A 24,600-nucleotide genomic window follows, 5' to 3' on the forward strand; every position below is an offset into this window, starting at 1 on the left:
GGACGTTGGGTACTCGATGTAGGAAGGCATGGCTCACCCTGCGGGTTGGACGTTTCCATTATCTAAGCGAACAACGAAGACACCCCGCAAACGAAATAAAATCGTCGAGTCATTCCAATAAGTCGGGATGTCGGTCTAGCGCCGGGCCTGCACCCGTTGCGTGATCCAGTCCACGAATGCCCGCACCTTTGGCACCTGCGCGGCGTGTTCGGCGTAGGCGAGGAAGTGCGAACCATCGCTCTGCATCGGGTGATCCCAGGCAATCGTCAATTTGCCTTCGGCCAGTTCGTCACTGACCAGATAGCGCGGCACCAGCGCGATGCCGCAGCCGGCCTGCGCCGCGCGGATGCACATGTAGAACGTGTCGAAGCGTGGGCCGTGATAGCTGTGCTGCGAATGCAGGTCCTGTTCCAGAAACCACTCATGCCAGGCTTCCGGCCGCGAGGTGCACTGCAGCAGCGTGTAGCGGGTCAGCGCCTCGGCACTGGTGATCTGATCGCCGTCCAGCAAGTCCGGGGCGCAGACCGGCACCACTTCTTCCTTGAACAGCTCGATGCAGGTTGCGCCGGGCCAGGTCGCCTGGCCGAAAAAGAACGCCACGTCGGCCTTGGCCCGCACCAGGTCGAAGGGTTCCAGCTCGCTGCGGATATCCAGGTGAATGCCTGGATGTCGCTTGCCGAAGCCTTTCAGATTGGGCACTAGCCAGCGGTCTCCGAAGGTCGGCTGGGTGGCGATTTTCAGCACTTCGGTTTCGCCGCCGTAAGTCAGAATGTAGCGGCTCGACATGTCGACCTGAATCAGGATCTTGTTGACCTCGGCCATATACAGCTCGCCCGCCGGAGTCAGGTGCAGACGTCGGCGTACGCGCTGGAACAGCGGATGGCAGAGCATTTCTTCGAGCTGGGCGACCTGCTTGCTGACCGCGCTCTGGGTCAGGTGCAGTTCCTGTGCCGCGCGCGTGAAGCTCAGGTGCCGCGCTGCTGCTTCGAAGCACTGCAGAGCGGTCGTCGAGGGCATCAAACGCTTGGACATTACGGTTTACCTGGTGCGGACAAGTGAGTTCATTCCATAACGGAATCATGTTTTTCTAAATGGTCGTTTGTGACGAGAACTGTCACGGATCAATACTGACCCACATCATTGATTTCAACCAGTGCAATACGCAGGAGAATCGACATGGTTGCCGAGTTGCTAGCAAGCCTGGGCGTGACGAAAAGCGCTTACGCAGACGGGACCCATCCGGTCCATACGCCCATCGATGGCAGCCAGATTGCGTCCGTTTCGCTGCAAGACAAATCGCAAGTCGGCGCGCGTATCGACAGCGCTCATGCAGCCTTTCTGAAATGGCGCAGCGTGCCGGCACCACGCCGTGGCGAACTGGTGCGTATCTTTGGCGAGGTACTGCGCGAACACAAAGCCGCGCTTGGCGAGCTGGTATCTATCGAGGCGGGCAAGATCACTCAAGAGGGCTTGGGCGAAGTCCAGGAAATGATCGACATCTGCGATTTCGCCGTCGGCCTGTCCCGCCAGCTCTATGGTCTGACCATTGCCTCGGAACGCCCTGGCCACCATATGCGTGAAACCTGGCATCCGCTGGGCGTGGTCGGCGTGATCAGCGCCTTCAACTTCCCGGTCGCGGTCTGGGCCTGGAACACCACGCTGGCACTGGTCTGCGGCAACCCGGTGATCTGGAAACCTTCGGAGAAAACGCCGCTGACCGCGCTGGCCAGCCAGGCGTTGCTGGACAAGGCGCTGAAGATCTTCGGCGATGCGCCCGAGGGGCTGGCGCAGTTGGTCATCGGCGATCGCGACGCCGGCCAGGCGCTGGTCGACGATCCGCGCGTGGCACTGGTCAGCGCCACCGGCAGCACCCGCATGGGTCGCGAGGTCGGTCCGCGGGTCGCGGCCCGGTTCGGACGCAGCATTCTGGAGCTGGGCGGCAACAACGCGATGATTTTGGCACCAAGTGCCGATCTGGATATGGCCGTTCGCGGCATTCTGTTCAGCGCTGTCGGCACCGCGGGGCAGCGTTGCACGACGTTGCGTCGCCTGATCGTGCATCGTTCGATCAAGAATGAAGTGCTGGCGCGGCTCAAGGCTGCCTATGGCAAGGTTCGCGTAGGCGACCCGCGCGAAGGCAACCTGATCGGTCCGCTGATCGACAGGCAGGCGTTTGCAGCGATGCAGGACGCGCTGGCACAGGCGCGCGACGAAGGCGGTGAAGTGTTCGGCGGCGAGCGTCAGTTGCAGGAGCAATACCCCAACGGCTATTACGTCACACCCGCTATTGTCGAGATGCCGGCCCAGAGCGATGTGGTCCGCCACGAAACCTTCGCGCCGATTCTTTATGTGCTGGCCTACGATGACTTCGAAGAAGCGTTGCGCCTGAACAATGAAGTGCCGCAAGGTCTGTCTTCGTGCATTTTCACCACTGACCTTCGCGAAGCCGAAGCCTTCCAGAGCGCGGCGGGCAGCGACTGCGGCATCGCCAACGTCAACATCGGCACCAGCGGCGCGGAGATCGGCGGGGCTTTCGGTGGCGAGAAAGAAACCGGCGGCGGTCGCGAATCCGGTTCCGATGCCTGGAAAGCGTACATGCGTCGGCAGACCAACACCGTCAATTATTCACGCGAACTGCCGCTGGCCCAGGGCATTGTGTTCGACTGAAGCGTCCACCCGTTATCGGACAGGCTTGATCTGGAGTTTCTTGAATGGCGCAGCTTGGTCACGGGTGTCTCTGGGAGCAGTTGACGCCGCAACGTCCGGTCAGCCAAAAGCTCAGCGGTGAGCGTTCGGCGGACGTGTGCATCATCGGCGGCGGCTTTACCGGGCTTTCGGCGGCACTGCGTCTGCTCGAAGGTGGCAAGTCGGTGTGCATCGTCGAGGCCCATCAGGTAGGGCATGGTGGGTCCGGGCGCAATGTCGGGCTGGTCAATGCGGGCACCTGGGTGGCGCCGGACGATCTGGAAAAGACTCTGGGCAAGGTCGAGGCGGACCGTCTGAACACAGCATTGGGTGGCGCGCCTGCGCTGGTGTTCGCCACTATCGATAAATACGGTATCCAGTGCCAGGACACTCGCACCGGCAACCTGCACATGGCGCACAACGCCACCGGCGTGGCGGACCTGCGCAGCCGCGCCGAGCAATGGCAACGCCGTGGTGCCAGCCTTGAACTGCTCACCGGCAAGGCGTGCGAGGACGCGTGCGGCACGGACAAGGTCGCCGCCGCGTTGCTCGACCATCGCGCCGGAACCCTCAACCCGATGGCCTACGTGTCGGGCATGGCGCTCAATGTGACGGCGCGGGGCGGTGAGCTGTTCGGCGATTCGCCGGTGACCGGGCTGCAGCGTGTGGATGACGGCTGGAAAGTGTCCACAGACGACGGCAGCGTGTGCGCCGAGAAGGTGATCATCGCGTCCAATGCTTACACCGAAGGTGAATGGACCGACGTCAAGGACCACATTTTCGCAGGCTATTACTATCAGGTAGCTTCCGTGCCGCTCAGCGGAGCGGAGCAACAGGCCATCCTGCGGGGCGGCCAAGGTTCATGGGACACCCGCACGGTACTCAGCAGCATTCGTCGTGACGCGCACGGCCGGCTGCTGCTCGGCAGCCTGGGCAACGCCGGCAATTACCCGCTGTGGTTCGTGCGGCAATGGGCGGACCGGATCCAGCAGCATTACTTTCCGCAACTGGGCAAAGTGCAGTGGGAAAGCACCTGGACCGGCCGGATCGGCTTCACGCCGGACCATCTGCTGCGCCTCTTCGAACCGGCTCCCGGTCTGCTCGCCGCGACCGGCTTCAACGGTCGAGGCGTGACCACCGGCACTCTGGTCGGCAAATGTTTCGCGGACTATCTGCTGACCGGCGACACAGAAGCGTTGCCAGTCAATTTCGCCACCGGGCGCAAGGTCAGCGGCAGCGCATTGCGCACACTGGCCTACGACGCAGGCTTTACGCTGTATCACGCGGGGCAGTGCCTGCGCGTGGTGCTATGAGGGGCGCGCGGGCACCAGCCTGAAACAAAGCTGTCACAGTACCCCCCGCCAGGCCTTCTTTTACCCGACGTTCATGGGGCTGATGCGAAATTAGCCGACAGCGAGCGTAAAGTTTGCTTGCCATGGGTTTTCAAGCAGGCAACTTTCTGTATGATCGGGCGCTTTGGAACAGTCCGCAGGTTTTCGCTTTCCAACTGTATTGTGGTTTCGCCATTGTTCGCTTGGACGCGCTTTCTGAAGACTTTTCCCTGAGAGCCTTACTGGATGCCGGCAACGTTCCCCCTTGATGCACCGCCCCATATGCTCGAAGCGTTGCGAGACGCAACGCGCGACCTGCATGCCCGGCTCGAAAAGCGTCTGCCGTTCTTCTCTGCGCGGCTGGATGCAGCGCTCTACCGTCGCCTGCTTCAGGCGTATTACGGTTTTTACCAGCCCTTGGAAGACGCCCTTGCCGCCAGCGCACAAGTGCCCGACGAACTCGTGCCGCATGAACGGGTCAAGATCCCTGCGCTTGTCAGGGATCTGCATGTGCTTGGCCTGACCGATACGGACATCGCCCGACTTCCTCTCTGCCCTGATCTGCCCGCGATCGACTCGCCCGGCACCTGCCTCGGCGTGATGTACGTGCTGGAAGGCGCGACCTTGGGCGGTCAGTTGCTGCGTCGTGAAGTTCACGCGCGGCTCGGTCTGGATGAACACAGCGGCGCTGCGTTTCTTGACGTATACGGCGCTGCCACCGGCCCGCGCTGGAAAGCTTTCCTCAATCATCTGAACGGCGCGTCCCGGGACCCGGGGCTCGTCCAGGCCGCGGCTGACGCAGCCCATTCCACATTCGCCACATTCGAGCACTGGCTCGACGGTCAAGAGGTACTGTTATGAGCCAACTCGACAAGGACGCTTTCGAGGTCCTGCTGGACAACTGCGCCGACGAGCCTATCCAGTTTCCCGGCGCGATCCAGCCTCACGGGTTGCTGTTCACCCTGTCCGAACCGGACTGGGCAGTGCTTCAGGTCAGTGCCAACGTCCAGACTCTGCTGGGGCTGTCGCCGGAGCAGGTCGTTGGCCAGCCGCTGCATCGTGTGCTGGGCGAAGAGCGGGTGCAGGCCATTCGCGCAGTGAGCACCAGCGAGTCGCTGACCGATGCGCAGCAACTGCTCCTGACCCTTGAAGGCGTCGAATTCGAAGTCATGGTGCACCGACATCAAGGGGTTCTGGTGCTGGAACTGGAAATCCAGGACCCGCACGCCATGGCCCGCGACCAGCGCAGCCCGACGAACATGGGGCGGATGCTGCGTCAGCTGCAGGGCGCTACGGACCTGCAGTCACTGTACGAAATCAGCGTGCGTGAGATTCAGAAAATGACCGGTTATGACCGGGTCCTGATCTATCGCTTCGAAGAAGAAGGGCACGGTCAGGTCATTGCCGAAGCATCCGCGCCGGCCATGGAACTGTTCAACGGCTTGTTCTTCCCGGCCTCGGACATTCCCGAGCAGGCCCGCGAACTGTATCGCCGCAACTGGTTGCGGATCATCCCCGATGCAGCCTATACCCCGGTGCCGCTGGTGCCCCAGCTGCGTCCCGATAATGGCCAGCCGCTGGACCTCAGTTTCTCGACGCTGCGCAGCGTCTCGCCGATTCATTGCCAGTACATGAAAAACATGGGTGTGCTGTCTTCGATGAGCGTTTCGCTGCTGCAGGGCGACAAACTCTGGGGCCTTATCAGCTGCGGGCATCGCACGCCGCTGTATGTTTCCCACGAATTGCGAAGCGCCTGCCAGGCATTGGGCCAGGTGCTGTCGCTGCAGATCAGCGCCATGGAGGCTCTCGAAGTCAGCCGCCAGCGCGAGGCCAAGGTCCAGGCTCTGGCGCAACTCAACCAGGCGATGGTCCAGGCCGAAGCCAACGTCTTCGATGGCCTGGCTGCCCAGCCGCAACTGTTGATGGACCTGACCGGCGCGCACGGCGTGGCGATCATTGAAGGTCAGACCTTGCACCGTTTCGGCAAATGCCCGCAGCCCAGTGAAGTCCGTGAGCTGCACCGCTGGTTGACCGAGCGCGGTGATCAGGTGTTCTCCAGCCATCATCTCTCCAGCATTTTTCCGCCGGCGCAGGCGTACCAACAGGTGGCCAGCGGCGTGCTGGCCCTGAGTCTGCCCAAGCCGGTGGACAACGGCGTGCTGTGGTTCCGCCCCGAGGTCAAGGAAACCGTTCAGTGGAGCGGTGACCCGAACAAGCCACTGGATATCGACGAATCCGATGCGGGCATGCGCCTGCGGCCACGGACTTCATTTGAAATCTGGAAAGTCGAAATGGCCGGCATCGCCGCCAAGTGGAGCCATGGCGACATCTTCGCCGCCAACGATCTGCGTCGTTCGGCCCTGGAAAATGACCTCGCGCGCCAGGTTCGTCGCGAACAGCAGGCAGTGCGTGCCCGCGATGATCTGGTTGCGGTCGTCTCCCACGATCTGCGTAACCCGATGACGGTGATCTCGATGCTGTGCGGCATGATGCAGAAGTCATTCAGCTCGGATGGCCCTCACACTTCACGCCGCATCGCGACGGCCATCGACACCATGCAGCAGGCCGCCAGCCGCATGAACGTGCTGCTCGAAGATCTGCTCGATACCTCGAAGATCGAGGCTGGCCGGTACACCATCACGCCGCAGCCGCTGGACGTCAGCCAGATTTTCGAAGAGGCCTACTCCCTTCTGCTGCCGCTGGCAATGGACAAGTCCATCAAGATTTCCTTCAACGCCGAGCCGGACCTCAAGGTCAATGCCGATCCGGAGCGCCTGTTTCAGGTGTTGTCCAACCTGATCGGCAACGCCATCAAGTTCACGCCCAAACAAGGCACTATCGGTGTGGCAGCCATGTCGCGTGGCGAGGAGGTCGTGTTCACTGTGCGCGACTCCGGCGAAGGCATCCCGCCGGAACAGTTGCCGCACATCTTCGAGCGCTACTGGACCGTCAAGGAAGGCAACCCTACCGGTACCGGTCTGGGCCTGTACATTTCCCAAGGCATCATCAAGGCCCACGGCGGCGTGTTGGCAGCGGAGAGCCAGGTGGGCAAGGGCAGCGAGTTCCGCTTCACCGTTCCAGTGGCGGGCTGATCCAGACAGGCCGTGGTCCCGCAAAGTCCACGGCCGTTAACTCAGATCAGCGACATGTCCCACTTCTTTTCGGTGAACTGCGCAGTGGGCGGCAACACGCTGCGCAGGAAAGCCAGATATTGCTCGAACAACGCATCATCCGGCAGGCGCGCTTCGAAACCCAGGGTCGTGTCGGTAATGTGCGTCACGACGACCCGCCGTTTACGGTCAACGGTGACGAAGTTGTATTCATCCCAGGGCCCGCTCCACTCACGTTTGATCGGGTTCTTCCAGGTGAGAAGTCTCATGGCAGCCATGAAGGCCATGGCGCCGACGCCGGTCAGAAACAGCAGAGAGCCGGCCATGAGGGCCATTAATATCAAAAGAAAAATTCCCACAAACGCAAAGCCTTTGAAGAAAGCACTCGTATGCATGGGAGGTTGCAATTGATATTCAAGCTCCCCATGAGTTGAATGGATATTGTATTGATAAAGCGTTTTTGTTCGTATTGCCATAATGTAAAGCGCGGCTTGGATGCTTAGTAACGCTGTTATTGATACTAAAAAGACAGGCTCGTCCATCAAAATGCTCCAAAGTATGAAATATGCATACGTTAGCGTAATGATATGCGCGGATATAGTAATTAGCTGTAACCAGAATACGTCTCTGGGTGATCCACTTATGGACTTTATCGACCACTGCATCTCGATTTTCGCCGGTTTTGCAGCGCAATCTTTATTTGGAAGTTGGTATCTATCCTGTTTTAAGGTCTTCTCTTCCTGCTCCTTCATGCTGGTTGTCATTCCGGGGTCTCGATTTTTGAGGCGCCTGTTCGCGTAAGGCTCTTAACTTCTAGTTGAACAGGGAGTAGGCCGTCAACAGACTGTTCGCCTTTGTGATCTGGCGAGATCTGATAAAGGTAACCTGTGTCTTCCGCAGCAGGGACTACAATGTCTCTGGGATACCAGATTTGAAGCTCAATGAAGTCAGCCTCTTTCCTCAGCGGCACCCAGGTTTGCCATACAACGTCTTCTTCCTCGGGTGGGACCGGCGGAAAATATAAATCATTGTTTTTTTCGGGAGGCCGTTGGTTGTTAACGGAGCCAAAGGACGCGGCAGCAGTGAACCAGCCATTATCAAGAAAATCATTTACGATCGGTTTGTCGCTCTTCTTCACCGACAGGGAGTCCCAGGAGCGTTCGCTAATGATGACATTAAACTCGATCGACCGTCCACGCAGACTGTTCGACAGCAGGATCTGTATCCATGCGCCGTCCTGTACTTTTACCCGGACGGTTCCATCCTTGCCAGCCCACTGGTTTTCATAATGAAAAGTCTGCTTGACCAACACGGCAGGACTAAGCACCAGTTCCTGAAAATGGCGCTGTTCCTCAGCGATACCCTCTGGCGTTTCGGGGTAGCGGTTCTCGCTGGAGAATGACCAACAGCACCTGCGCAGCCAGAGGCCTACGCTGTCTTGTTTTAGATGGTTGAGCAGCATAGTGATCAACAGATAAATTGATCCTATTAGAAGTAGTAAGAAAACTGCCAGTGGACCTAACGCTGCGGCAGGCAAAATGCCTGCTGGAAGAGCTCCTGCCAACAACGCGGTTAAGCCGCCGGCCCCCATAAGCAGTACGGTAGTCATCTTGATTTTCAGCAGGTTTTTTTCGATTTTCGTCCTTGCGCTTTCATGATCCTGAAGAAGATCAATCAACTCCAACACTGCTCCCGCCACCCCGAAGGCCCCCATCGCCACCATTCCCGCCCGAAACCCGCGAACCGCATTGGCCCACTGCGGATTCCCGCGCGAAGCCCAATACGAAGCAGAGCGCTGCAGGATGCTGACCATCTTCCTTTCGATCAGCACCGGCTGTGCTGCCCGGACAATGGCCCAGGGCGCGGCGACGTAGACGCCCATCAGCAGGTTGCCGGTATAGGCAAGTCCGTAACTGATCTTGAGGATGTCCCGATCATTGAAGTCCCCGTCGCGGGTCAGGTCGGCGTAGAGAAAAGCGGTGCTGATGAAATTGAACATGATGACGCCCCACGTTATTCCCGCGACCCCATTGGAAAGCTGCCGCAAGAGCCAGTCTTTGGCCATGTTCTGCCAGTGCTCGAATGGCAGACCTGACTGGAGGAAACGTCTGGCCTCGTTGTCTATCAGCTGAGCGTACTGCCGATCCTGAAAATCCAGCAGGCGCGGGATCTGCAGATGGTGGAGCTGAATGGTGTCCTTGAGTTTCTGCAACTGGCGCGACAGGTTTCTACGATCGGGTCCGCTGGTGGTCGGGTATCGCCAGTTGCGCTGCAGGTCGAGGAGCTTTTTGTCGAGCACGCGTTTTTCGAGCTTCCAGGTTTTGAGCCGGTTGCCGATTTCGGCATCGATGGCGAGGCGGTGCGGCGAGTTGGCCAGTACCTGGCCGATCATCATGGTGCGAAGCAGCGCGGTCAGATTCTGGTGGGCGCCCCTGACTCGTCGGCTATCCATGGGCATCCAGCTGGTGAGAATCGTCTCGGCAAGTGATTTGCCTTCACCAGCGGCCAGTTCGCTCAGCGCACTGAACGTCTCGCGCACTGACTGCTTGAGCAGGTTCATCCAGGTCGAGCTGGCAACGGCGGGGTGGTTGAGCAGTGAGTTAAGCTCGCCGACCCGGGTGGCGAGATTGGCGTAGTCGCTCAGGCCATTGAGCAACTGGTCGGCGTCTTTGTGCAGCGCATCCTTGAGCCCGGCGGAAAAGCCGTAGCGCATCGTGCCGAACAGGCTGGTGGCGGTGTCTTCCTGCGCGATCAGCCAGTCGTGGACCTCCACGCTCTGAGCGAAAATCACCAGCAACTCGCTCATGATGCTCTGCAGATACAACAGGCTGCCCGGATGGGCGGTGTCGATGAACAGTGCACGCGGCTCAACGCCGACGTGCTCCGCCCACAGGATGAAATCGGCCTGGGTGTCGCGGACAGCGCGCAACAATTGATCGCCCGTGGGCTTGTGCTGAGCGATGTAGGCTCGTGCTCCTTCGAGATCCACTTCGCGCTGCCATTTGGCTCGGGCTTTCCACGACGCGTAATCTTCGGTGGACGGCACCTTGCCGTATTTGGTCTGAAGTGCCTCTTTCAGACCCTGGCTTGGTGGCCTGCCGGACGTTACGAGCGCATCGCCTCGTATCGAACTGGCCATGTATTCGTTTTCTTCCATGAGCAGACTTTCAAGGTAAGCGTCCACATCGCTCAGGTAACGCTGGGTTCGCACCACGTCATTTTTGACCGCAGCGGGCAGACCGTCAGGGTCGTCGCTGCTCGCACAAAGGTTGGTGACGGCGCTGGCCATACTGGCTTTGTGTTGATGTTGCTCCTGCCAGACACGCAGTGCTGCCTGGTCGGTCGCCAGTTGCAGGCCCAGGTCGGTGAACACGGCCAGCGGATCGTCCAGCGCAACGAGCAACGCGCTGTCCTTGTCGGGGACGCTGCCAAGCCAGTACACGTCGGCGCCCACAGGCGAACAGCGCGCTTCGCCATGCTCGCCTGGCTGCTGCGGGTCTGATGCTGGTGCTTGCGTCGGGGACGATGAGTCAGCGAAGCGATCGTCCTGTGCAACCCGTTGCGGATCGATGTCGGCCACCGCCTCAGCGAGCTTCCCCAGCGGCAGGGTGCCGGGCTCGGCCATGCTGATGCAGTAACGCTGCAGGTCCAGCGGCTTCATCCACCGCGCACGGCGGTCAGCGTTGGAGCGCATGTGTTCGCACACCCGCCAACTCCATTGCCTGGGGGAGAAACCAAGATGTAGCCGATGGGTGCGTGGATAAAGCAGATAGGGCCTGGGATTGTCCGCGCCGCTGCGTATGTCCTGGCCCAGATGCGCCTCGGTCCAGACTATGCGTGCCAGCGTCGCGTCGCTGGCGTCTACGGCGTACTCATGAAAGGTGCCCGCCGTCTCGTCGAACACATACACATAGCCGTCATACAGCTGCCGCAGCGTATAGCCGCGGGTTTTCAAAGCGGGAAGGTAGGCCCATGTGCCGGCGGCCGGCAACGGCTTGAGCGTTGTGCAGTCGGTATCGTGACGGGAGCGATCCAGCGCATAGCGCAGCGGAACGATAGCGACGTCGGCGCCTTTGAACGGGCACAGGCTGGTGCCGGTCGCTGGCGTCCTGTCGAATAAGGTTGCGCGATGCTGCTGGGTGGTTCCGTTCTTGTGACTCATGCCAGGCCTCCTTGGCGGCGGATGCTGCCGCTTTACCGAGAAGAGCCTTTAACAAAAAATATGCCATTTAGATCAATTAGTTTTAAATCAATGACTTAATAAATTATTCGGCTGGTTTTGGGCGCTGAAAACCCGAAAAACTGCGCAAGATCCTGCGTGCCTGTGCAAGTTCTTGCGCAGCGCATCGGGAGGCGTTGATTGGAGAGGGATGCAGGCCAGGTGAGAGGCGATTTTGCGCGTGGCGCTGCGCAATTTTCTGCGCACTGGCCGACAGGTCAGGTGTAGGCCAACAATCGTCCGCACAGGATCACGGCGATCCATAGCAGCATCGATAACACCGCCTGGAATTTTGCCACTCCAGGCGTTGTTGCGTTCACGTCCCAGCCTGCGACCGAGCGATACACGCCCAAGTGAAACAGCGCGGCGTTGGCACCGGCTATCGTAATCAGGCAAAGCTTGAGAATGAACACTGGGTTGTTGGCGAAATCCTTGGGTTGCGCCGCGAACATCATCACCCCGGCCGGGACTATCAGCAGTAGCGCGGCGACTGCCCAGCGCAGCAGATGATCGGCCAGGGCGCTCACCGGCAGGTTTCTGGCGTAGCCGAACAGCCGCAGGTCGAACAGCGTCACCGCACCGACCAGTACCGCGAACCCCACGATGTGTACCACTTCGATGACCGGGTACAGCCAGACTTCGTTGCGCATCGCCTCGCCAAGAGACGAATCGTGAAGCCAGTCCAGCCAGCCCGCCATCAGCGCAGCTCGACAGTCTTGCCAGCGATGCTGATGCGTTCGGCGCGCAATTCATCGGGCTTGTTGCGATTCGGATACCCGGTGACCTGCGCCTGCGTGCCCACGGTCAGCATTTCTCGGGTGAGCCCGCGGTTTTCCATGCGCGACGGGGGCGCCAGGACGACGGTCCAGGTTTTGTCGACAGTCTTGAGGCGCACATGGCCGTGGGGATTGGAGTAACTGACTTGTTCGATCGTGCCGCTGAGTTCGAGCACCTCGTCGGCCTCGTACTCGCTCCAGCCGTGGTGGGCGAAGGCAGCGGACGCGACCAGCAGTGACGACAGACCGATACAGCGGAGCATGGCTTTCATGGCGCAGAATCTCCTGTTGTGGGGGATCGGACCCTGAGTGTAGCCGGGGAGACCGCCGCCCGGTTGTGCCGGTCAGGCGATCTGCGTGCGCTTCTGCCCGAAGGGCGTAGGAGTTGGCTTGCCTGCGATCTGGCGCGCAGCGGCAGCAGTCTGGTTCACCGGACAGGTCAGGTTGGCGCGGTGTTGCCTGGTTTGCTGCCGCTACGCGCCAGATCGTCGGATTGCCGCCCACAACAAGCTGGCTCCCACACGTATAGCGCCGCTTTGGTGGGAACGGACAGTCTTCAATCTCAGGCTGCGGCCACGCGCGGCGGGGACCGGCGGCTGACGCGCAGCGCCACCAGGCTGCCGACGATGGTCAGTGCCGCCAGCGAGTACAGCGCCATGGTCGTGGAGCCGGTCTGGTCCTTGATCCAGCCCACCAGGTAAGGGCTGAGAAAACCGGCCATCTGCCCGATGGAGTTGATTAGCGCCAGCCCGCCCGCTGCGACGCTGGCGCTCAGCAGGGCGGTTGGCAGCGGCCAGAACATCGGCAGGCCGGTCAACGCGCCCATGGTCGCGATACTCAGGCCGAAAATCGCAATCAGCGGCACGCTGGCAAAGTTGGCGGCAATGATCAGGCCTGTCGCGCCCATCAGCATCGGCACCACCAGGTGCCAGCGACGTTCGTTGCGCAGGTCGGCGGAACGGCCCACCAGCAGCATGAAAACGCCTGCCAGCAGGTAAGGAACCGCGCTGATCCAGCCGATCACCAGCGCGTCGCTGAAGCCCAGGTTCTTGATGATCGACGGCAGCCAGAAGTTGATCGCGTACACGCCGCTCTGAATGCAAAAGTAAATGAAGCCCAGCACCCAGATGATGGGCATGGTCAACACCGAGGCCACCGAGCTCTTGCCCTGGACCGGGCGACTCAGTTCGTCATTGGTGATGTCGGCCTTGACCCGCTGACGTTGCTGCGGCGTCAGCCAGCGTGCGTCCTCGACTTTGTCGCAGAGCAGCACGAATGCCAGCACGCCGAGCGCCACGGTTGGCAGACCCTGAATCAGGAACATCCACTGCCAGCCCGCCATGCCGCCTTGCCCGGCTGCGAAATGGTTGAGAATCCAGCCAGAGAACGGGCCGCCCAAAAGGCCGGACACCGGAATCGCCGACATGAACAGCGCCATGATGCGTCCCCGACGCTGATCGGGATACCAGCGCGACAGATAAAGCACGATGCCAGGGAAGAAGCCGGCTTCGGCCATGCCGGTCAGAAAGCGCAGTACGTAGAACTCGATCGGCGTGGTGACGAACAGCAGGCAGGTGGAAAACGTCCCCCAGGTAATCATCATCAACCCGATCCAGCGCCGCGGCCCGAAACGGTTGAGCGCCAGATTGCTGGGCAGCCCGCACAGCACGTAACCGATGAAGAAGATCCCGGCACCCAGACCGTAGACTGTCTCGCTGAAGTTCAGGGCGTCGAGCATCTGCAACTTGGCGAAGCCGACGTTGACCCGGTCCAGATAATTGAACAGGTAACAGATGAAAATGAAGGGGATCAGGCGCAGGGTAATGCGACGGTAGACGTGATTGCCTTCAGCGTCGCCCACCTCGCGAATCGGAGTGTCGGACATGGCGGTGATTCCTCGGAAGCTTGTTATTTTTATGCAACTTGCCAGGTGCCCGCCGATCCTATCGACCCCATATTGAAAACGCTTTGGGGGTCTGCACGGCTGAGCGCTCATGGCGTTGTGTTATTGCACAAAGCGTAATCGCACAACCCCCGCGTACCGCCGCTTGGCGGTCACTCGATGGCTTCGTAGGGCAGGCCGACGTAATTTTCTGCAATGGTCTGGCGTGCGGCGGCAGAACCGACATGGTAGTCCAGTTCAGTCTGCTGAATCCGTCGGCTGAACGCGTCGGTATCGGGAAAGGTGTGCAGGATCGATGTCATCCACCAGGAAAAGCGCTCCGCTTTCCACACCCGCCGCAGGCAGATCTGCGAGTAGCGCTCCAGCAGGTCGGTGCGACCTTCGCGATAGACCTTGAGCAGAATCCGGTACAGCGTGCTGACGTCGCTGGCCGCCAGATTCAGGCCCTTGGCACCGGTGGGCGGGACGATGTGTGCCGCGTCGCCGAGCAGGAACAGCCGTCCGTACTGCATGGGCTCAACCACGAAGCTGCGCAGCGGTGCGATGCTCTTTTCGATGGATGGCCCGGTCACCAGCCGTTCTGCCAGATGGGCGGGCAAGCGCATTTTGAGTTCATCCCAGAAGCGTTGGTCCGACCAGTCCTCGACTTTCTCGTCGGCGCTGACCTGCACGTAATAGCGCGTGCGCACCGCCGAGCGCATGCTGCACAGGGCAAAACCACGGGGATGGCTGGCGTAGACCAGTTCTTCGTTGACCGGTGGCGTATCGGCAAGCACGCCGAGCCAGCCGAACGGGTACACGCGCTCGAAGGTCTTCAGGCACTCGTCTGGAATCGACTGCCGCGATACGCCATGAAACCCGTCGCAGCCGGCGATGTAATCGCATTCCACGCGCAGCGTTTCACCGTTGTGCCGGAACGTCACGTACGGCCGGTCGGTTTTCAGGTCGTGGGGCTGGACGTCTTCGGCGTTATAGAAGGTTTGCGCACCGGAAGCGCTACGGGCCTGCATCAGATCGCGGGTGACTTCTGTCTGGCCATAGACCATTACCGTCTTGCCGCCACTGAGGGACTTGAGATCGATGCGTTCGCAGCGGCCGTCGAACGCCAGTTCGAACCCGTCATGCACCAAGCCTTCTGCGTCCATGCGCTCACTGACGCCAGCCTCTCGCAACAGATCAACCATGCCTTGTTCCAGCACGCCGGCACGGATGCGCGAGAGGATGTAATTGGGGTCTTTGCGTTCGATGATGATGTTGGCGATGCCGGCACGTTGCAGCAGTTGGCCGAGCAGCAGCCCGGACGGGCCGGAGCCGATGATTGCGACTTGGGTTTTCATTGTTGTTGTCCTGTCATGGTCCCTGCCGACCGTGGCCTGGCGGGACGTCTTTGTTTTTGTCTCCTGCATTTTTAATGGATGGCTGAAGGATAAGAAGGCAATATCCGGTGCATTATCTGGACTTTTCGAGGATGCCCGCGCCGGGCGACAGCCATGTCCAAAACCCACATCGCAGCCATACCGGTGTTCAAGCTCTACGGAGAAACCGCGGCGTGGCCGACGCCTGACCTGATTCACTGCGAGTCGATCCCCGAGCGCAGCAGCCGTCATGACTGGGAGATCAAGCCGCACCGCCACAGCGACCTGGTGCAATTGCTGTACGTGCAGTCTGGGCGTGCCGTGTTGAAAGTCGAGGACCGTATCCATCAGGTGGAACGGCCGACGCTACAGGTGGTGCCGGCGCTGAGCGTTCACACCTTCCGGTTTTCCGAGGATATCCAGGGCCATATTCTCAGCCTGGCCCGGCCTCTGGTCGAACGGCTGGAAACGGCTCTCGACAGCGCACCCTTGAGCGATGCGCGGTGCTATGGGCTGGGCGACGATGGCGATTATTTGCAGACGCTGTTCGGTGCCATTGCCACCGAGTACCGCCAGCGGCGGCCGGGCAGGGAATTGATGCTGCATTCACTGATCAACCTGTTGATGGTCTGGCTCAGCCGTCGAAGCAGCGAACACGTTCGCGACGATCCTTTGCAGCAGGACCGTGGCCGCGAGCATCTGCAAGCGTTTCTGCATCAATTGGAGACCAGCTTTGATCAGCACTGGTCCATCGAGCAGCATGCCCGACAGCTGGGTATCAGCGCGGCGCACCTCAATGCCTTGTGTCGGCGATTGAGCGACCAGTCGGCGCTGCAGATCATCAACCAGCGCTTGCTGCTGGAAGCCAAGCGCAACCTGATCTACACCGCCATGACCGTCAACCAGGTGTCCGATAGCCTGGGGTTTTCCGAACCGGGGTATTTCTCACGCTTCTTCAAGCGCGCCACCGGGCAGTCGCCGCGTCAGTTCCGCAGTCAGCGCTGATCGTTGCTCAAGAAAAAGGGCGCTGTACGAGCGCCCTTGTGTGGATCAGGTCACGACCTGATAGCACGGTACATAGGCCGCGCCGCCCGGCAGTTTCATCCGATGCTGCTCGACGAATGCCTGCAGCAGTTTGTCGAGCGGGCGCATGATCGCCGGGTCGCCATGGATCTGGTACGGACCGTGTTCCTCGATCACGCGAATGCCCTTGTCTTTCACGTTGCCGGCAACGATGCCGGAAAACGCGCGACGCAGGTTGGCGGCCAGCTCATGAGGTGGCACGTCGTGACTGAGTTGCAGCCTGGCCATGTTTTCATGGGTCGGATCGAAAGGATGCTGGAAGCCTTCTTCGATCTTCAGCAGCCAGTTGAAGTGGAACGCGTCGTTACGCTCGCGACGGAACTGTTTTACGTCCTTCAGGCCCTGCGTCATGTAGCGCGCCACTTCGGCAGGGTTGTCGATGATGATTTCGTAATGTTGCTGTGCAGCCTCACCCAGCGTTGCGCCGACGAAAGCGTGCAGCTGTTGCAGGTACGGTTCGGTGCTTTTCGGACCGGTCAGGACCACCGGGAAGGGCACGTCCTTGTTGTCCGGGTGCATCAGGATGCCCAGCAGGTACAGGAACTCTTCGGCCGTGCCGGCGCCGCCCGGGAAAATGATGATGCCGTGGCCAACGCGCACAAAGGCTTCCAGACGCTTTTCGATGTCCGGCAGGATCACCAGTTCGTTGACGATCGGATTGGGCGCTTCCGCCGCGATGATGCCAGGCTCGGTTAGCCCCAGGTATCGGCCGCCGTTAATGCGCTGCTTGGCGTGGGCGATGGTTGCGCCTTTCATCGGGCCTTTCATCACGCCTGGCCCGCAGCCGGTGCAGATGTCCAGGCTGCGCAGCCCCAGTTCATGCCCGACTTTCTTGGTGTATTTATACTCTTCGGTATTGATCGAGTGACCGCCCCAGCACACCACCATCTTCGGCTCCACGCCAGCGCGCAGCGTGCGAGCATTGCGCAGCAGGTGGAACACGTAGTCGGTGATGCCCTGGGAATTGCTCAGATCGATGCGCTGGCTGTCCAGCTCGCTCTCGGTGTAAACGATGTCGCGCAGGGCGCTGAACAGCATCTCGCGGGTGCTGGCGATCATCTCGCCATCGACGAAGGCATCCGCTGGAGCGTTAAGCAGCTCCAGCCGCACGCCGCGGTCCTGCTGGTGAATGCGGACTTCAAAGCTCTCGTAGGCTTCGAGGATGGTCTTGGCGTTGTCGACATGGGCGCCGGTATTGAGGATGGCCAGGGCGCACTGGCGGAAAAGGCTGTAGACGCTGCCGGAACCCGCGGCGCTGAGCTGCTGGACTTCACGTTGCGAAAGGGTTTCGAGGCTGCCTTTTGGGCTGACCGAGGCGTTAATCACTTGTCTTGGGATCATTCTATTTTCCATTAGAGCGATACAGCGGCGCGGGGCGTCGGCTGCATCCGGATGGTGAGCATCGAGGACGTTCACGCCTGGCTGGTATTTTCTACAGCACTTGGACGGGAAAGCAAACGTCGCGCCTCGCGGCGTCTGGAGCTACTGCGTCTAGAATAGTCGCAGGGCTCAATCCTTTGCGCAGTGGAAGCCCGATGGCAGGGCGCCACGCGGCTGAATTTTGACGCTGACGCGGGCCGATAGTGAACCTGACCCCGATCACAGGGTCTGTTAGCTGATGGACCGACAAGACAGCCTTTGAGGCGTTCCATCAGGATTGCTGCACTGCTTTCCAATGGCAGACCTTCTGCCCGGACGTGAGTTGCAAAAAACTGCAGATCATTCGCAGATCCGACGTTAGCCGGCCCGGTCATCGGGGCCTTTTTTCATTCCAGATAAAGACAATCATTGCCATGCCTTCTCATCTTTGTGCACTTCTTTCTCGTGCTCCCGGTCTTCTCGTAGCGCCACGTCGCGCGTTCGGTGCCGGCCTTCTGAGCGTCATGCTCGCCGTCCTGGCACCGGTTCAGGCGCAGGCCGCGGAAGCTGATCGCTGGGTCAGCGACAGCCTCACCACTTATGTCCGCAGCGGCCCGACCGACGGGCACCGCATCGTTGGCACCCTGAAATCAGGACAGAAGGTCGAGCTGCTGTCCTCGTCGGGCAGTTACAGCCAGGTGCGCGGTGAAAACGGCAGCACCGTATGGATTCCCACCAGCGATCTGCAGGACGTGCCCGGCCAGGCCGAACGCGTCCCGCAGCTCACCCAGCAGGTGGCGGACCTGACCGCCCAACTGTCGAACATCGACAACACCTGGAAGACGCGCGTTCAGGGCATGCAGGAAACGCTGGATGCCCGCAAGACGCTGGTCGACGAACTGGAAACGCGGGCCAAGGCGCTCAACGCCGAACTCGCCAATACTCAGGCCGAGCTGCGCACTACTCAGGCACGGCTGGGCGATGAGAACAAACAGGTCATGATGCGTTACATGGTGTACGGCGGCAGCATTGCCGGGGCCGGGCTGCTGGTGGGCCTGATCCTGCCGGCGCTGACCAGTCGTCGCAAGAAGAACGACGGCTGGGTGTGACGCGCGCGCTCCTGGGCTCGCGTCCGGGAGCTGCCGTCCAGGCGTTTCCGGCTCCTCGCATTGACGTATCCACGCATTGCCGCGCTCGGGTAGTGCGCGGCTGCGCATTCGATTCATGTCACACAATGTCCACCGCGCACTAAGCGGACATCCCGCCCCATTGATCTTTCGCTCTATAGTTTCTTTGACTGCGGTCGAAAAACTTGGTGTTCCCGGCAACTTGTGAACGCGCGCGCGGCCTCGATCCCGTGCAAAGCTATTTAGTAGCATGTTGCCATTAGTTAATATGCGCGCCCTTTAAAACGGGCCGCGGCATCGGGCCTGAATGATTTCCGGCACCGCTGCCCGATATTTCACCCTCTCCTGTAGGACTCTGGATGCTGGCGTACAACCAAAAAAGCTTTCTTATCGTTGATGATTTTTCCGATTTCCGCAGCTCGGTCAGGTCGATGCTGCGCGAATTGGGCGTCAAGGAAGTGGATACCGCCGACACCGGTGAACAGGCGCTGCGCATGTGCTCGCAGAAGCGCTATGACTTCGTGCTGCACGACTTCAATCTGGGTGACGGCCGCAAGAACGGCCAGCAAGTGCTCGAAGACCTGATGGTTGAACGGCTGCTGAGCTACGAAAGTGTATTTATCATGGTCACCGCCGAGAACAGCCAAGCGATGGTCATGAGCGCCCTTGAGTGGGAGCCGGATGGTTATCTGACCAAGCCGTTCAACCGCGCGGGACTGGCGCAGCGGCTGGAAAAACTGGTGCAGCGCAAGAACCTGCTCAAGCCGATCCTCCAGGCGCTGGACCGTCGCAAGCCCGCCGAAGTGCTGGCAGCCTGCAACAAGCTGATCCAGCAGGACCCACGCTTCGCGCCGCTGTGCCTGCGTTACAAGGCTGACGCGTTGCGGGATTTGAATCAGAACGAGCCGCTCGAAGCCTTCCTCAAGGAAATCCTTGCCGACCGCGCCACGCCCTGGGCGTACGGCGCGTTGGGCAGCCTGCTGCTCAAGCGGGGCAAGACCACCGAAGCTCAGGCGGTCTACGAACAGGCGATCAAGGCGTTTCCAACCATGCCGGCGCTGTTCGACGGTCTGGCGGATGTGCTGGTGGCGCGCGGCGAAACCAAGCGGGCGCAGAGCGTGCTGGAAAGCGCCGTGCGTCTGTCGCCGCTGGCGGTTCGCCGCCAGAAGCTGCTGGGCAAGCTGGCGCTGGGCAACGAGGACTTCGAAGCCTCCTCCAAGGCATTCCGCCAAGCGGTATCGCAAGGTCAGCACTCGCGATTCAAAGACCCGGAAACCAATCTGGGCCTGGCTCACGCGCTGATTAGCAAGGGCGGCGAGCAAGGCCTGGATGCGCGGACCCGTGTCGAAATCAACAACGCCCTGGGCGACGTTGCCAAGGAGCACACCAATGACGAGGGCCTGCAGGTCCGGACGCGCCTGATGAAGGCGGCGAGCCTGCAACACTCCGATCCCGAAGCGGCCGCCAAACTGACCGAACAGGCCGTCGCGCGCATGGAGACCATGGACAAGTTTCTCGGTGCCGAGGCTGCACTGGTGGTCGCGGCCCAGCTCAAGCAGCTCGGTCAGGAAGACGCTGGCGCTGGCGTGTTGAAAAACTGCGCCGAAATCTACGGCGATGATCCGTCGGTCATGAAAAGCGTTGCCAGCATGACCGACGATCCGGCCATTCTCGGCGCCAACAAGGCCGCCATCGACTTCAACCTGCAGGGCGTGCGCAGCTACAAGGCCGGCAAACTGACTGAAGCGCAGGATTTCTTCCGTCGCGCATTGGCGTTGCAGCCCAAGAACATCAGTATTGCGCTGAACATGGCGCAGTCGCTGCTGCACCCTGGACAGAATCTGGGTGAAGCGGGTCTGGAAGAATGCCGCGCCAGCCTCAAGTCGGTGGGCAAGATTCCCGACAGCGACCCGCGATTCGAGCGTTACCGCAAACTCAAGGAAAAGGCGTTTGGCGCATGAGTGATACCGAGCAGGGACTGGACTTCTCCATGGTGATCGCCTCCACCGTGCATGACATGAAGAACTCGCTGGCGACCCTCACCCAGGCGCATACCCAGTGGTTGTCGAGGCTGTCCGCCGAGCAGCGCGACACGCCCGAACACGGCGTGATCGACTACGAGTTCGCCAGCCTCAACGGCATGCTGGTGCAACTGCTGGGCCTGTACAAGCTGGGCGTCAACCAGTTGCCGCTGCGCCCCGACTATCACGAGCTCGACGACTTCATCGAAGGCCAGCTGGCTCACCATCAGGAAGTGCTCGGCAGCCGCGGCATTGCCGCCAGCTACGAAGTCGACGATCTGAGCCCGCTGGGCTTTTTCGACCGTGAGCTGATCGGCTCGGTGGTGGGCAATATCATCGTCAACGCCATCCGCTTCGCCCGGCAGAAAATCCTTGTCACGCTGGGCGATGCAGAAGGCCAGCTGAAGATCTCGATCAACGACGACGGCCCCGGTTACCCGGCGCACATGATCGAGCGCCAGACCGCTTACGTTCAGGGCATCAACCAGGGCAGCGGCAGCACCGGTCTGGGCCTGTACTTCGCTGCGCACATCGCCCGGCTGCACGTACGCAACGGCGTGCAGGGCCGAATTGAGATCGCCAACGGTGGCGCATTGGGCGGGGGGCTGTTCAGTATTTATCTGCCGTGAGGCGCTCCGTTTCCAGCGATTGTTTTTTGACACGGCGCGCTGCATCTCCACTGAATGGTGGCTGTGCAGCGCGCCGTTTTTTTGTCTGACCCACATATCCGCTTCAGCCATTCCGGCCCGAGGCCCGGTATGACGGGGTTGTCCGCAGGCATGGGCGGCTTGGTTCGATTATTGCTATCTCCCGGTATGCGCGTGTCTGCAACCGTACGCGCCTATCCAATATCCGGCAGTGAGAGCAGCAGCGATGGAAGACAAGGTACTGAGACTGATAGAAGAAGCCATGGAAGCCGACGAGGGTAGCCTGAACAAGGGCCAGAACCTGGACTGGGACTCCATCGCAGTGGTGAGCTTCATGTCGCTGGTCGACGAGCACTTTGGCAAAAGCATTTCTGCCAATCGTTTGAGCAACTGTCAGACCGTCGATGACGTGATTGATCTGGTCGCCAACTGATCACGATTCGCCGGCCGTTTGCATAGGTGCCGGTTTCTGTTAGTGCTGATTCTGTTGATGAGAGAACCCAACGAGTGGACATTAATCCCTTCGCGCTGAACGGCAAGTCGATCATGGTGACCGGCGCTTCTTCAGGCATCGGTCGTCAGGTCGCGATCTGGCTCAGCAGGCAAGGGGCGCGCATTACGCTGGTGGCGCGCAATGAAGAGCGCTTGCAGCAGACCTTCACCCAGCTGCACGGCGATGGCCACAGCATTGCCGTTTTTGATTTTCTGAGTGACGAGGACGTCCCCGCCTGGATGAAAGGTCTGGTCAAAGCCAGCGCGGTTCCGTTCGACGGTCTGGTCCATGCAGCGGGCGTTCTGACGCCTGCGCCCATCCGCGCCGTGAGCCTCGCTCAGTGGGAAAGGCTCATGACGACCAACGTGACCTCGGGTTTTTCACTGATCAAGGGATTCAGGCAGAAGAACGTTTTCAATCCCGGCGCGAGCATCGTGCTGGTGTCGTCGGTGATGGGCCGTGTTGCCGAACCGGCGCTGATGGCCTATTGCGCCAGCAAAGGCGCAGTAGACGCGATGGCCAGGGCGGCGGCACTGGAGCTGGCCCGTGAAGGCATTCGGGTCAACACGGTTGCACCCGGTGTGGTTCACAGTGAAATGACTGAGGATCCGGATTCGGGCGTTGGCGAAAACGCCATGCATGAGCATGCGCAAAAGCACGTGTTGGGCATCGGCGAAGCGCTGGACGTGGCTTACGCGGTGAATTATCTGTTGTCACCGGCGGCCCGTTGGGTCACCGGTACGTCGTTGGTTGTCGATGGGGGGTATCTGGCGCAGTGAATATCAAGACGTTGCTCATTGTCGGGGCAGGCGGTTTCGGGCGTGAAGTCCATGCATGGCTGGTCGACTGGATCGAGCAGAACGAGGGCTGGCGCATCGGCGGGTTCATCAACGACGGTCCCGGTTCGGTCGCCCGGTTCGGTCATTATCCCGACGTCGTGTCTTCGGTCGATGACTACCGACCACAGCCCGACGAGTACCTGGTGTGCGCCATTGGCAAACCGTCCGACCGTCGCTTGGTGGTGGAAAAACTGCTCGCCAGAGGCGCCGAGTTTTTCACCCTGATTCACCCGACGGCGGTGATCGGGGAGAACGTGTCGATCGGGCGTGGCTCGGTGATCTGCCCGACATGCGTGCTGTCCGCGGACATCGAGATCGGCGCGTTCGTGAATATCAATATCGGCTGCGTGGTAGGCCACGATGCGACGCTTGGCGACTTCTGCACGCTCAGCGCGCATTGCGTCATCACCGGTGCCTGCGTGCTGGAAGAAGAAGTCTTCATGGGCACTCATGCCAGCCTGATTCCAAAAGTGCGAGCCGGAAAGCAATCGGTGATTGGTTCAGCCAGTGTCGCTGTACGCAATGTCGCTGCCGGTACGACCGTCTTCGGCGTACCTGCCAAACGTATATCGGGGTAAATATCAATGACAGCTCACGCCCGGATTCTGGATATCGAATACGAACTGCCGGCTCGCTCGCTGGATAACGAAACGCTTGCCAGGGAGTTTCCCGAATGGGATGTCGACAAGATTTTCGCCAAGACCGGGATCGGTGAGCGACGTATCGTCGACGAGTCTGAAACAGCCTCGGACCTTGCCTTTCGGGCCTGCGAAAAGCTGTTACTCAAGGGCAATGTGCAGCGCAGCGACATCGATGCGCTGATCTATTGCACCCAGAGCCCTGATTACATGTTGCCGGCCACCGCCTGCATTCTGCAGCACCGCTTGCAGTTGCCAACCCACTGCGCCGCTTTCGATTTCAATCAGGGTTGCTCCGGCTTCATCTACGGGCTGGGTATCGCCAAAGGGCTGATCGAATCCGGGCAGTGCCGCAACGTACTATTGGTGACGGCTGAAACCTACAGTCGCTACATCAATCCGCAGGACAAGAGCGTGCGTACGCTGTTTGGTGATGCGGCAGCCGTGACGCTGCTCAGCGCAGCGGATGGCGGCCCGTTCCTCGATCGTTTCCGTTACGGCAGCGACGGCGCGGGCGCTGAGAATCTGATCGTGCCGATTGGCGGGGCGCGCCGACCGGCCGCGCACTCTGCGCAACCTGCCGAATACCGCGACGACAGTGGCAATGTACGAACCGATGCCAACCTGTACATGAACGGTCCGGCGATCTTCGAGTTTTCCATGACGCGCGTCCCGCAGCTGTTCGCGTCATTGTTCGACGAGGAACTCAGCCAGGCCGATATCGACCTGTTTGTGTTTCACCAAGCCAACCAGTTCATGCTCGACGCATTGCGTCGGCGCCTGAAACTGCCGGTGGAGAAATTCGTCAGCGAGTTCCAGCATTGCGGCAACACGGTATCGTGCACCATTCCTATCGCGCTGAAAGAGTCGATGGACAAAGGCGCGATCAGCGAAGGCACCACAATCGCCGCCGTAGGCTTCGGGGTCGGTTACTCCTGGGGCGCCTGTCTGATACGTTGGTAATGCCAGGCAAGGTTACGAAACACAGCGTCATGAAAAAGGGCTCCCGCAGGA

Annotated in this window: 20 protein-coding genes; 12 read left to right on the plus strand and 8 right to left on the minus strand. The window is 60.3% G+C overall.

Going from position 1 to position 24,600, the window contains the following annotated elements; genetic code table 11:
- Positions 1–135 precede the first annotated feature (135 nt).
- Entirely contained in the window at positions 136–1,032 is an 897-nt protein-coding gene (locus J3P77_RS07095) for a LysR substrate-binding domain-containing protein (protein ID WP_434680650.1), read from the minus strand.
- 144 nt (positions 1,033–1,176) lie between these two features.
- Here J3P77_RS07095 and amaB point away from each other — a divergent pair, with 144 nt between their 5' ends.
- From amaB to J3P77_RS07115, 4 genes are all read left to right on the plus strand, one after another.
- Positions 1,177–2,667, plus strand: coding sequence for an L-piperidine-6-carboxylate dehydrogenase (gene amaB / locus J3P77_RS07100; protein ID WP_434680652.1), 1,491 nt, complete (start codon positions 1,177–1,179; stop codon positions 2,665–2,667).
- A 44-nt stretch (positions 2,668–2,711) separates the two neighbouring features.
- Positions 2,712–3,998: an L-pipecolate oxidase gene (amaA, locus tag J3P77_RS07105; RefSeq protein WP_434680654.1), complete on the plus strand. Its 1,287-nt coding sequence runs from the start codon at positions 2,712–2,714 to the stop codon at positions 3,996–3,998.
- Between the two features lie 264 nt (positions 3,999–4,262).
- A complete protein-coding gene (locus J3P77_RS07110; protein ID WP_434680656.1) occupies positions 4,263–4,877 on the plus strand; it encodes a biliverdin-producing heme oxygenase in 615 nt (204 codons plus the stop codon).
- Positions 4,874–7,108: an ATP-binding protein gene (locus tag J3P77_RS07115; protein WP_434680658.1), complete on the plus strand. Its 2,235-nt coding sequence runs from the start codon at positions 4,874–4,876 to the stop codon at positions 7,106–7,108. The genes J3P77_RS07110 and J3P77_RS07115 overlap by 4 nt, the downstream gene beginning before the upstream one ends.
- A 41-nt stretch (positions 7,109–7,149) precedes the next feature.
- On the opposite strand, the gene J3P77_RS07120 is transcribed toward J3P77_RS07115, so the two are convergent.
- From J3P77_RS07120 to pobA, 6 genes are all read right to left on the minus strand, one after another.
- Positions 7,150–7,878 carry a permease gene (locus tag J3P77_RS07120; RefSeq protein WP_434680660.1) on the minus strand — a complete coding sequence of 243 codons (729 nt, stop codon included), beginning with the start codon at positions 7,876–7,878 and terminating at the stop codon, positions 7,150–7,152.
- 8 nt (positions 7,879–7,886) lie between these two features.
- Positions 7,887–11,288: a T6SS effector BTH_I2691 family protein gene (locus tag J3P77_RS07125; RefSeq protein WP_434680662.1), complete on the minus strand. Its 3,402-nt coding sequence runs from the start codon at positions 11,286–11,288 to the stop codon at positions 7,887–7,889.
- Positions 11,289–11,563: 275 nt separating this feature from the next.
- Positions 11,564–12,043: a DUF6644 family protein gene (locus J3P77_RS07130; protein ID WP_434680664.1), complete on the minus strand. Its 480-nt coding sequence runs from the start codon at positions 12,041–12,043 to the stop codon at positions 11,564–11,566.
- A complete protein-coding gene (locus J3P77_RS07135) occupies positions 12,043–12,393 on the minus strand; it encodes a DUF6152 family protein (protein ID WP_434680667.1) in 351 nt (116 codons plus the stop codon). The genes J3P77_RS07130 and J3P77_RS07135 overlap by 1 nt, the downstream gene beginning before the upstream one ends.
- A 290-nt stretch (positions 12,394–12,683) precedes the next feature.
- Positions 12,684–14,006 (minus strand): MFS transporter, encoded by a 1,323-nt coding sequence (locus J3P77_RS07140; RefSeq protein ID WP_434680669.1) that lies wholly within the window; start codon positions 14,004–14,006, stop codon positions 12,684–12,686.
- Positions 14,007–14,176: 170 nt separating this feature from the next.
- The gene (gene pobA / locus J3P77_RS07145; RefSeq protein ID WP_434680671.1) at positions 14,177–15,361 is read right to left on the minus strand and encodes a 4-hydroxybenzoate 3-monooxygenase; all 1,185 of its coding nucleotides are present in this window, start codon (positions 15,359–15,361) and stop codon (positions 14,177–14,179) included.
- A 153-nt stretch (positions 15,362–15,514) separates the two neighbouring features.
- On the opposite strand from pobA, the gene J3P77_RS07150 reads away from it, so the two are divergent.
- Positions 15,515–16,384 carry a helix-turn-helix domain-containing protein gene (locus tag J3P77_RS07150; protein ID WP_434680673.1) on the plus strand — a complete coding sequence of 290 codons (870 nt, stop codon included), beginning with the start codon at positions 15,515–15,517 and terminating at the stop codon, positions 16,382–16,384.
- Between the two features lie 45 nt (positions 16,385–16,429).
- Here the strand turns inward: J3P77_RS07150 and ppnN are convergent, their stop codons facing one another.
- Entirely contained in the window at positions 16,430–17,803 is a 1,374-nt protein-coding gene (gene ppnN, locus J3P77_RS07155) for a nucleotide 5'-monophosphate nucleosidase PpnN (protein WP_434680675.1), read from the minus strand.
- A 452-nt stretch (positions 17,804–18,255) separates the two neighbouring features.
- On the opposite strand from ppnN, the gene J3P77_RS07160 reads away from it, so the two are divergent.
- From J3P77_RS07160 to J3P77_RS07190, 7 genes are all read left to right on the plus strand, one after another.
- Positions 18,256–18,930 (plus strand): TIGR04211 family SH3 domain-containing protein, encoded by a 675-nt coding sequence (locus J3P77_RS07160; RefSeq protein WP_434680677.1) that lies wholly within the window; start codon positions 18,256–18,258, stop codon positions 18,928–18,930.
- Between the two features lie 377 nt (positions 18,931–19,307).
- Positions 19,308–20,909: a response regulator gene (locus tag J3P77_RS07165; RefSeq protein WP_434680678.1), complete on the plus strand. Its 1,602-nt coding sequence runs from the start codon at positions 19,308–19,310 to the stop codon at positions 20,907–20,909.
- Positions 20,906–21,598: a sensor histidine kinase gene (locus tag J3P77_RS07170; RefSeq protein WP_434680679.1), complete on the plus strand. Its 693-nt coding sequence runs from the start codon at positions 20,906–20,908 to the stop codon at positions 21,596–21,598. The genes J3P77_RS07165 and J3P77_RS07170 overlap by 4 nt, the downstream gene beginning before the upstream one ends.
- Positions 21,599–21,842: 244 nt before the next feature.
- Entirely contained in the window at positions 21,843–22,049 is a 207-nt protein-coding gene (locus J3P77_RS07175) for an acyl carrier protein (protein ID WP_434680680.1), read from the plus strand.
- Between the two features lie 74 nt (positions 22,050–22,123).
- Positions 22,124–22,888 (plus strand): SDR family NAD(P)-dependent oxidoreductase, encoded by a 765-nt coding sequence (locus tag J3P77_RS07180; RefSeq protein WP_434680681.1) that lies wholly within the window; start codon positions 22,124–22,126, stop codon positions 22,886–22,888.
- Entirely contained in the window at positions 22,885–23,526 is a 642-nt protein-coding gene (locus J3P77_RS07185; RefSeq protein ID WP_434680682.1) for an acetyltransferase, read from the plus strand. The genes J3P77_RS07180 and J3P77_RS07185 overlap by 4 nt, the downstream gene beginning before the upstream one ends.
- Before the next feature lie 6 nt (positions 23,527–23,532).
- Positions 23,533–24,549 (plus strand): ketoacyl-ACP synthase III, encoded by a 1,017-nt coding sequence (locus tag J3P77_RS07190; protein WP_434680684.1) that lies wholly within the window; start codon positions 23,533–23,535, stop codon positions 24,547–24,549.
- The last annotated feature ends 51 nt before the right edge of the window (positions 24,550–24,600 follow it).

Origin of the sequence: Pseudomonas sp. R1-18 (assembly GCF_051132095.1) — a bacterium.
In the GTDB taxonomy this organism is placed as follows: domain Bacteria; phylum Pseudomonadota; class Gammaproteobacteria; order Pseudomonadales; family Pseudomonadaceae; genus Aquipseudomonas.

What these genes read in the sequence shown, in the direction of transcription:
- J3P77_RS07095 (WP_434680650.1), bottom strand. Translation starts at nt 1,032, where the DNA reads ATGTCCAAGCGTTTGATGCCCTCGACGACCGCTCTGCAGTGCTTCGAA.
- amaB (WP_434680652.1), top strand. Translation starts at nt 1,177, where the DNA reads ATGGTTGCCGAGTTGCTAGCAAGCCTGGGCGTGACGAAAAGCGCTTAC.
- amaA (WP_434680654.1), top strand. Translation starts at nt 2,712, where the DNA reads ATGGCGCAGCTTGGTCACGGGTGTCTCTGGGAGCAGTTGACGCCGCAA.
- J3P77_RS07110 (WP_434680656.1), top strand. Translation starts at nt 4,263, where the DNA reads ATGCCGGCAACGTTCCCCCTTGATGCACCGCCCCATATGCTCGAAGCG.
- J3P77_RS07115 (WP_434680658.1), top strand. Translation starts at nt 4,874, where the DNA reads ATGAGCCAACTCGACAAGGACGCTTTCGAGGTCCTGCTGGACAACTGC.
- J3P77_RS07120 (WP_434680660.1), bottom strand. Translation starts at nt 7,878, where the DNA reads ATGAAGGAGCAGGAAGAGAAGACCTTAAAACAGGATAGATACCAACTT.
- J3P77_RS07125 (WP_434680662.1), bottom strand. Translation starts at nt 11,288, where the DNA reads ATGAGTCACAAGAACGGAACCACCCAGCAGCATCGCGCAACCTTATTC.
- J3P77_RS07130 (WP_434680664.1), bottom strand. Translation starts at nt 12,043, where the DNA reads ATGGCGGGCTGGCTGGACTGGCTTCACGATTCGTCTCTTGGCGAGGCG.
- J3P77_RS07135 (WP_434680667.1), bottom strand. Translation starts at nt 12,393, where the DNA reads ATGAAAGCCATGCTCCGCTGTATCGGTCTGTCGTCACTGCTGGTCGCG.
- J3P77_RS07140 (WP_434680669.1), bottom strand. Translation starts at nt 14,006, where the DNA reads ATGTCCGACACTCCGATTCGCGAGGTGGGCGACGCTGAAGGCAATCAC.
- pobA (WP_434680671.1), bottom strand. Translation starts at nt 15,361, where the DNA reads ATGAAAACCCAAGTCGCAATCATCGGCTCCGGCCCGTCCGGGCTGCTG.
- J3P77_RS07150 (WP_434680673.1), top strand. Translation starts at nt 15,515, where the DNA reads ATGTCCAAAACCCACATCGCAGCCATACCGGTGTTCAAGCTCTACGGA.
- ppnN (WP_434680675.1), bottom strand. Translation starts at nt 17,803, where the DNA reads ATGATCCCAAGACAAGTGATTAACGCCTCGGTCAGCCCAAAAGGCAGC.
- J3P77_RS07160 (WP_434680677.1), top strand. Translation starts at nt 18,256, where the DNA reads ATGCCTTCTCATCTTTGTGCACTTCTTTCTCGTGCTCCCGGTCTTCTC.
- J3P77_RS07165 (WP_434680678.1), top strand. Translation starts at nt 19,308, where the DNA reads ATGCTGGCGTACAACCAAAAAAGCTTTCTTATCGTTGATGATTTTTCC.
- J3P77_RS07170 (WP_434680679.1), top strand. Translation starts at nt 20,906, where the DNA reads ATGAGTGATACCGAGCAGGGACTGGACTTCTCCATGGTGATCGCCTCC.
- J3P77_RS07175 (WP_434680680.1), top strand. Translation starts at nt 21,843, where the DNA reads ATGGAAGACAAGGTACTGAGACTGATAGAAGAAGCCATGGAAGCCGAC.
- J3P77_RS07190 (WP_434680684.1), top strand. Translation starts at nt 23,533, where the DNA reads ATGACAGCTCACGCCCGGATTCTGGATATCGAATACGAACTGCCGGCT.